Annotated in this window: 8 protein-coding genes; 6 read left to right on the top strand and 2 right to left on the bottom strand. The window is 34.6% G+C overall.

Annotation, left to right across the window (positions count from 1 at the left end):
* The 6 genes from AT685_RS07970 to AT685_RS08495 form a co-directional block, all read left to right on the top strand.
* On the top strand, nucleotides 1-1437 hold a 1437-nt coding region (locus AT685_RS07970), incomplete at its 5' end, for a phosphohexomutase domain-containing protein (RefSeq protein ID WP_474114254.1).
* Between the two features lie 23 nt (nucleotides 1438-1460).
* Nucleotides 1461-1928 carry a PTS sugar transporter subunit IIA gene (locus tag AT685_RS07965; protein ID WP_072152224.1) on the top strand — a complete coding sequence of 156 codons (468 nt, stop codon included), beginning with the start codon at nucleotides 1461-1463 and terminating at the stop codon, nucleotides 1926-1928.
* Entirely contained in the window at nucleotides 1921-3108 is a 1188-nt protein-coding gene (hisS, locus tag AT685_RS07960; protein ID WP_320409085.1) for a histidine--tRNA ligase, read from the top strand. Before AT685_RS07965 ends, hisS begins: the two co-directional genes overlap by 8 nt.
* 80 nt (nucleotides 3109-3188) lie before the next feature.
* Nucleotides 3189-3602, top strand: a complete 414-nt coding sequence (locus tag AT685_RS07955; RefSeq protein ID WP_072152223.1) for a hypothetical protein — start codon at nucleotides 3189-3191, stop codon at nucleotides 3600-3602.
* A gap of 1 nt (nucleotide 3603) precedes the next feature.
* Complete coding sequence (locus tag AT685_RS07950; RefSeq protein ID WP_072152222.1) at nucleotides 3604-4476, top strand: prolipoprotein diacylglyceryl transferase; 873 nt, start codon at nucleotides 3604-3606, stop codon at nucleotides 4474-4476.
* 2 nt (nucleotides 4477-4478) lie between these two features.
* Nucleotides 4479-4655 carry a hypothetical protein gene (locus tag AT685_RS08495; protein WP_159420511.1) on the top strand — a complete coding sequence of 59 codons (177 nt, stop codon included), beginning with the start codon at nucleotides 4479-4481 and terminating at the stop codon, nucleotides 4653-4655.
* Here the strand turns inward: AT685_RS08495 and AT685_RS07945 are convergent.
* Both AT685_RS07945 and AT685_RS07940 read right to left on the bottom strand, forming a co-directional pair.
* The gene (locus AT685_RS07945) at nucleotides 4650-5783 is read right to left on the bottom strand and encodes a glycosyltransferase (RefSeq protein WP_072152221.1); all 1134 of its coding nucleotides are present in this window, start codon (nucleotides 5781-5783) and stop codon (nucleotides 4650-4652) included. The two genes, AT685_RS08495 and AT685_RS07945, sit on opposite strands and share 6 nt — an antisense overlap.
* Nucleotides 5784-6692 carry a PorV/PorQ family protein gene (locus AT685_RS07940; RefSeq protein WP_072152220.1) on the bottom strand — a complete coding sequence of 303 codons (909 nt, stop codon included), beginning with the start codon at nucleotides 6690-6692 and terminating at the stop codon, nucleotides 5784-5786.
* Between the last annotated feature and the right edge of the window lie 113 nt (nucleotides 6693-6805).

The raw sequence follows: 6805 nt of genomic DNA, 5'->3' as shown, positions 1-6805 counted from the left end.
TGGCCATGGAAGGTCGTTGAGGATGGTTCAATTTTATCAAAAAGTTTGGTTTGGGAGGATAAGTGGCTTAAGGAGCTTTTCACTGAATCAAGGGTCAGTGGAATTTCAAACATTGAAATGACGCCTGAATTTGGGGCAAAACTTGGGGCAGCATTTGGTGCTTTCCTTGGGCAGGGGAAAACTGTGCTTGTGAGTCGGGATGTGGATAATGTTTCAAGGATGATGAATCGTGCTTTAATTTGTGGACTTATTTCAGCAGGACTTGATGTTGATGATCTTAGAATCGCATCAATCCCTATGGTTAGGCATGAACTTCGCAGTGGAAGATACGCAGGAGGACTTCATGTAAGAAAATCTCCGGTTGATAAGCATCAAACGGATATTATATTTTTTGATTCAAATGGAGTGGATTTACCTGTGAGCAAAGCAAAAGCGATTGAGAGATTATTTTTCGGTGAAGATTTCCCCCGTGTCCCTTACGATAAAGTTGGGACAATTAACTTTCCAGTAAGAGTAGCTGAAGGGTATGTTGAAAAATTTTTAGAATCATTGAACATTGAAATCATTAGAAAACAAGGTTTTAAAATTGTGGTTGATTATTCAAATGGTGTTGCAGTTACAATTTTCCCAAATATACTTGGACAACTTGGCTGTCAAGTTATTTCCTTAAATGCTTATCTTGATCCGTCAAAATTAACAAAAGATGAGAAGGAGTTCAAAAGAGCTATTGATGAACTCTCCCAAATTGTAACTTCAATTCGTTATGATGTTGGGTTTATGTTAAATCCTGGGGCCGAAAGAATTTGGGTTGTTGACGAAAGAGGGAAATTGATTGAAAACGATCGTCTTCTTTCCATTGTAGTAAAATTGTATCTTGAAGCAAATCGTGATAAAGTTAAAAAAATTGCTGTTCCTATAACTGCTTCGCTTGAAGTTGATATGATTGCAGGTGAATATGGGGTTGAGGTTGTCAGGACTAAAAACTCACATTACGGGATGATGGAAGCTGTTCTAAAAGATCCAGAGGTAAAATTTGTTGGTGGAACGAAAGGAGGATTTATATTTTCGGAGTTTCTTTTCGCTTCCGATGGGATGTTTTCTATATCAAAAATTCTTGAATTGATATCTATAACAGGATTAAAAGTTGGCGAGGTTGAAAAATCTTTGCCAAAGCTTGTTCTAAGACATAAAGTTTTACCGTGTTCTCGCGATTTGAAGGGAAAGGTTATGCGTTATGCAACGCTTGAGTCTGAAAAATATAGGCGACAATTGATAGATGGGGTTAAAATCTTTATGGATGATTTCACTTGGATTTTAATTTTGCCGGACAGACAGCGAAGTGAGATTCACTTATTCGCGGAATCGGATGAGGAAAAAAAGGTAGAGAATTTGCTCGCCACTTATTCAGATAAAGTTGAACGGTGGATGAAATCTTGAAAAATAAAATTAAGGTTTAGAAGGTGAAAATAAGTGATATTTTAACTGAAGATTTTGTTGTTGTTGGTCTTGATGTCTCATCTAAAGAAGACGCTATAAACGCACTTGTTGAGTTGATATCAAAGTCGGAAAAAGTTAAAAATGTAAACAAAGTAAGAGAAGCGGTTTTTGAACGGGAGAAGATAATGACAACAGGGGTTGGGAAAGGATTTGCGGTTCCACATGGGAAAACGGATGCTGTTACAGATATTGTTGCAGCATTTGCAATTACGAAAAAACCGATTGATTACGATTCACTTGATGGAGAGCCAGTTCGTTTAATTTTTTTACTTGTTGGAAGGGATAATATGGTTGGACCACATATAAAGCTTTTGAGCCGAATTTCAAAACTTATGAATGATAACAATTTCCGTGAGAGATTGCTTAACGCGAAAGATTCAAAAGAAGTTGTAGAATTATTCAAAACAGAGGAAGAAAAATACCTTGGCTGAGAAAAAAATTTTGAAAAATATCCGTGGCACCAGGGATATACTACCCGATGAGTCATACAAATGGTGGCATGTTGAGCGAAAGGTAAGGGAAATTTTTGAAGTTTATAATTACAAAGAGATAAGGACGCCGATTTTTGAAGAAACGGAGCTATTTGCAAGAGGAATTGGGGAACTTACGGATATAGTTAGCAAGGAAATGTATACATTTCTTGATAAAGGCGGAACAAGTTTAACATTAAAACCTGAAATGACGGCGTCTGTGATGAGGGCATATATTCAATACGGGATAAATAAACAAACGCCACTTTTCAAGGTTTATTACATTTCCCCAATGTTCAGGCAAGAACGACCGCAGGCTGGTAGATTGCGACAATTTCATCAAATAGGAGCTGAAGCGATAGGAAGTCCAAATCCCGAAGTTGATGCTGAAATAATTTCACTTGTCATTCATATAATTGAAAGTTTTGAAATAAAAAATTATAACCTAAAACTTAACTCCGTTGGTTGCGAAACTTGTCGGCCATCATACAAAGAGGTTTTAAAAGAATATTTTAGAAAATTTTACGATACCTTATCCGAAGACAGCAAAAGGCGACTTGACCGGAATCCTTTGAGAATTCTTGATTCAAAAGATGAAAGCGATAAAAAAGTGATAGAAAACGCACCTTTAATTTATGAATATCTGTGTGCTAATTGTGAGGAGCATTTTGAAAAATTAAAAAGTTATTTGAATTACCTTGGAGTAAGATATGAAATAGAACCGCACCTTGTTCGTGGACTTGATTATTATACCAAAACAGCCTTTGAAGTAATAAGCCCTGATCTTGGTTCTCAAGACGCAGTTGCTGGCGGAGGAAGATATGACCTTCTTTCAAAAGAGCTTGGAGGTCCTGAGGTTCCTGGGGTTGGTTTTGCGCTTGGGATTGAAAGGATGATGTTAATCCTTGAAAAGAAAAAGTATACTTTTAATGAGAGCACCAAACCATTTGTTTATGTTGCCTACCTTGGTTCTGAGCCACGGAAAATCGCTTTAAGTATCACTCAAGATTTGAGACGGAAATTAATACCATGTGAAATTGAGCTTTTAGATAGAAGTTTAAAATCTCAAATGAAAGAAGCTGATAGACAGGGAGCTCATTATGTCATAATTTTGGGCGAGGACGAATTAAAAAAACGGTAAGTGTGTGCTTCGTGATATGAAGAAAGCAAAGCAAATTGAAGTTGATTTAAATAAAATTTCTGAATTTGTAATCTCAAAATATGCCGAGAAAACTGCCAAGAATTGAGCCAGAGCTAAAATACGATTTTATTCTTCACATTTCAAAAGAATATGATGAGTTAAAAAAACAGAAGTTCTTGAAATTTTTATTTGAAACAACACAACATTTCCTTGCATTTAATTATGAGTTAGATGTCAGAGTAAGCGTTGGGGATAAAAAAATAACTTTTAAAATTCAAGGCTTTAAACCACCAAGTTCGCCTGTATCTCGTCCTGGACCAGCAAGATTTGAATATAACTTTTACAATTACACAGATGGCGTTTATACATTAACGATAGTTAAAAAGGAGAATCTAAAAAACATTTTTTCAATTTTAATTTCTGGAGATAATATTTCTGTGGAAAACGAGCCGAGGAAAAATAAGTTTGTTAAGTTAAACATAATTGAGCGTTAATATGCGACCTATCTTATTTCAAATAGGACCCATTCCCGTTTATAGCTATGGGCTTATGATGGCGATTGCTTTTCTTGTTGCGGATTATTTGCTTGGTAGGGAATTCAAAAGATTGAAGTTGAATGTAAACTATGCTAATGAAATGGTTGTGCTAGCTCTTGTGTCTGGAATTGTTGGGGCGAAAATTTTATATTTGATTGAGAATCTAAAAGATTTTTTAGCATCCCCACTTGAAATGCTTTTTTCTGCCGGCGGCTTAACATGGTATGGAGGATTTATTCTCGCATTTATTATCCTATTTGTTTACGCAAAACGAAAGAAACTTCCGATTTTAAAGGTTCTTGATGCCGTAGCACCTGCGCTTGCTCTTGGATATGGAATTGGTAGAATAGGATGCCACCTTTCTGGCGATGGAGATTATGGCATTCCAACATCATTACCATGGGGCGCTATATATGCCAATGGTACTTTAAAACCAACCTACGCACTCCGGGATTACTTTGAAAGATTTCCTGATCTTGCGGAAAAATATGGTTATTGGGAGAAAGCATCAAAAATCGTTGGAGAGGATAAATTTGGCGTAATTACTGAGTTTGACACATTTATAAAACTTCACCCAACCCCTATCTACGAGTTTTTAATCATGGTTTTGATTTTTACTTTCTTATGGATTTATAGAAAAAGAATTAAGTATTCGGGAGAACTTTTTGGAATATATTTAATTTTTTCTTCTATGGAAAGGTTTTTCATTGAATTTATTCGCATTAACCCACCGTTGATTTTTGGTCTCTCAGAGGCCCAGTTAATTTCAATTGTTATTTTTATCGCTGGAGTAGCTATGCTTAAAAAGTTAAAACCTAACATTAAAAGCTAAAGATGATAACCCTGGGTAAATTTCTTCAGGCAATCGGTATCGCTGAGACGATGATAGGGCTAATTGCAGGTTTACAGGGGAGCATGAGCAAAGAAATGCTATTTGCTGGTGTTGGCATTTTTCTTTTTGCCGTGGGAAGATTTATAGAAAAAAGGGGAATAAAAAGGAAATCGTTATAGTGATTTGATGACTTCGTGAAATTTCTCTATCTCACTTTCCCAGTTTAATTCATTTAAAGCTATTTTGCAGTTTTGTTTCAGATTTTCATATAAATCATCATTGATAATTAATTCTAATGTTGCAGAGAAAACATTTTCAAAATCGGTTGGATTGACCAAAATTCCAAGGTTATATTTTCTCACTATACTTCTTATTTCAGGGAAATCACTTGCTATAAAAGGAATTTGATGTTGTATGTATTCAAAAACCTTGTTTGGCAATGAATAAAAGTAGCTCAACCCCAATGGTTCAATTACGCATAAACCTATAATCTTTCTAACGCTTGGCATCAAAATATATTGTTCGGGGGAATAAGGACCAAAAATTAAAACCTCATTTTGAAGATTTCTCTTTTTTATTTCGTTTTCTATCTCCGATTTTAGTTCTCCTTTTCCAATTAGCAAAAGTTTTATGTTGGCAAATTCATGGCGGAGTTTTTCAATCAGTGTGAAATAAAGATTCAACCCGCGCCCTGGATGAAACAATCCAAAGTAAACCAACAAGATACTATCTGGGCTGAAAAATTTTTGTGGTATAACAAACAATTTTGTTTCATCTTTTTTCAGGGGGAAGTTATGCAAAGTATGAATTTTTTTATTATAGAATTTGTCTGATAAAAATTTATTAAGTGATTCATTTACAGTTAAAATTAAGTTAGAATTTAAAGCAAAAAATGTCTCATACTTTGTAATCAACCATTGCTTGAATTTACGCCTGTGAAGCGATGCAAGTGCGGAGTAAATCTCTCGGGAATCGTATACTAATTTAGCTTTATTATTTTTTTTAGAAGCAAGCCATGCCAACGACAATGAAAATAAATCCGATGCGATTACAATATCTGTTTTTTCCTTCAAAACGAGTGGAAGTGCCTTTATATAAAACATTAAAATTCTAAAAAATGCCCTTTTAAAACTTTTTATTTTAACATAAAGTATACAAGGGTGGTTTAAAAAATTTTCCCCAGGTTGATGTGCGCAGATAATCCTTACAGTATATCCAAGATCAGACAATGATTTAAATATCTTTAAACTTCTTGAATCATGTGCTGGATTTCCAAGGAAGATAATCAAAATTTTAGATCTTTTCATTTAAAAGTTAAAGTTAATTGTTATCGTGTGGGAATTTGGAAAGTTATATTCAAGTGATGAAAATGAATAGTAAAGTCGGATCTTGTTAAGTTCTATTCCTCCTCCAAATCTTAAATTTTCCAACTTTCTACCAGATACATAACCTAAATTTAAGACAAAACTGGATAAAAATTTAAATCCAAAACCAGTGCTAATTAGATTTACTGATTCATAAAATTTACGCTTTGCTTCTACAAGTAGTAAAATTTCAATGCCACTTTGTGCTACCGAATATGATGCTGAAGCCCCAATTGAAATTGCTGAGGGTAGATTAACGCTTGAATTTCTATATTTCCCCTTAAAACCTATGTCTTTTAAAGATGCCCCTGTGTAAAAATTAAACCGTGAAATTGCAAAGGCGTATAAAACTCCAAAATCAAAAGCAACAAGGTGTGTCTCATCTACAAAAATTTTCTCAAAAATGTATTTGACTGTAATTCCTGTTTTAATTCTTGATTTCCAGTTTGGCGAAGCTGAAAAAGCAATGGATAAATCCCGAAATGTAAATTTACCTTGAGCTTCGCTTGGTCTTGTTCTTATTTCAATATCAGGGATGCTAAATGAGGTTAAACTAATAGCGAAATTTGAAAATCTTGATGGAAACGAGAAAGAAGTGTAAATAAATCTACCATCAACAAGCCAATTCCTGTATGTTAGCAAAAGAGAAGTTTTTTTATGTAAAGCAAGCCCACTTGGGTTGTAGTAAATCGTCCCGATTTCAGGAGGTAGTGCAACTCCAGCATCAGCAAGTGAAACTACCCTTGCATCAACACCAATGGAAAGAAAATTAAAGCCAGTTTTTCCACCACTTAGCAAGACTTGAAAACAAAGGACAAAAAGCGTTAAAAATATCTTCAAAGCCCTCTCCATGATACCTTAAAAATTTTTTACAGTTTTAGTCCGATAGTTAACAATTGCATCCCTGATGGGGAGTATCTTTCAAATTTATATGTATAGTCAAAAGACACTATAAAATTACTTAT

The sequence above is a fragment of the Candidatus Kryptobacter tengchongensis genome (assembly GCF_001458555.1).
In the GTDB taxonomy this organism is placed as follows: domain Bacteria; phylum Bacteroidota; class Ignavibacteria; order Kryptoniales; family Kryptoniaceae; genus Kryptonium; species Kryptonium tengchongense.
The sequence above is the reverse complement of the archived record's forward strand: the minus strand, read 5'-3'. Positions and strand labels throughout refer to the sequence as shown.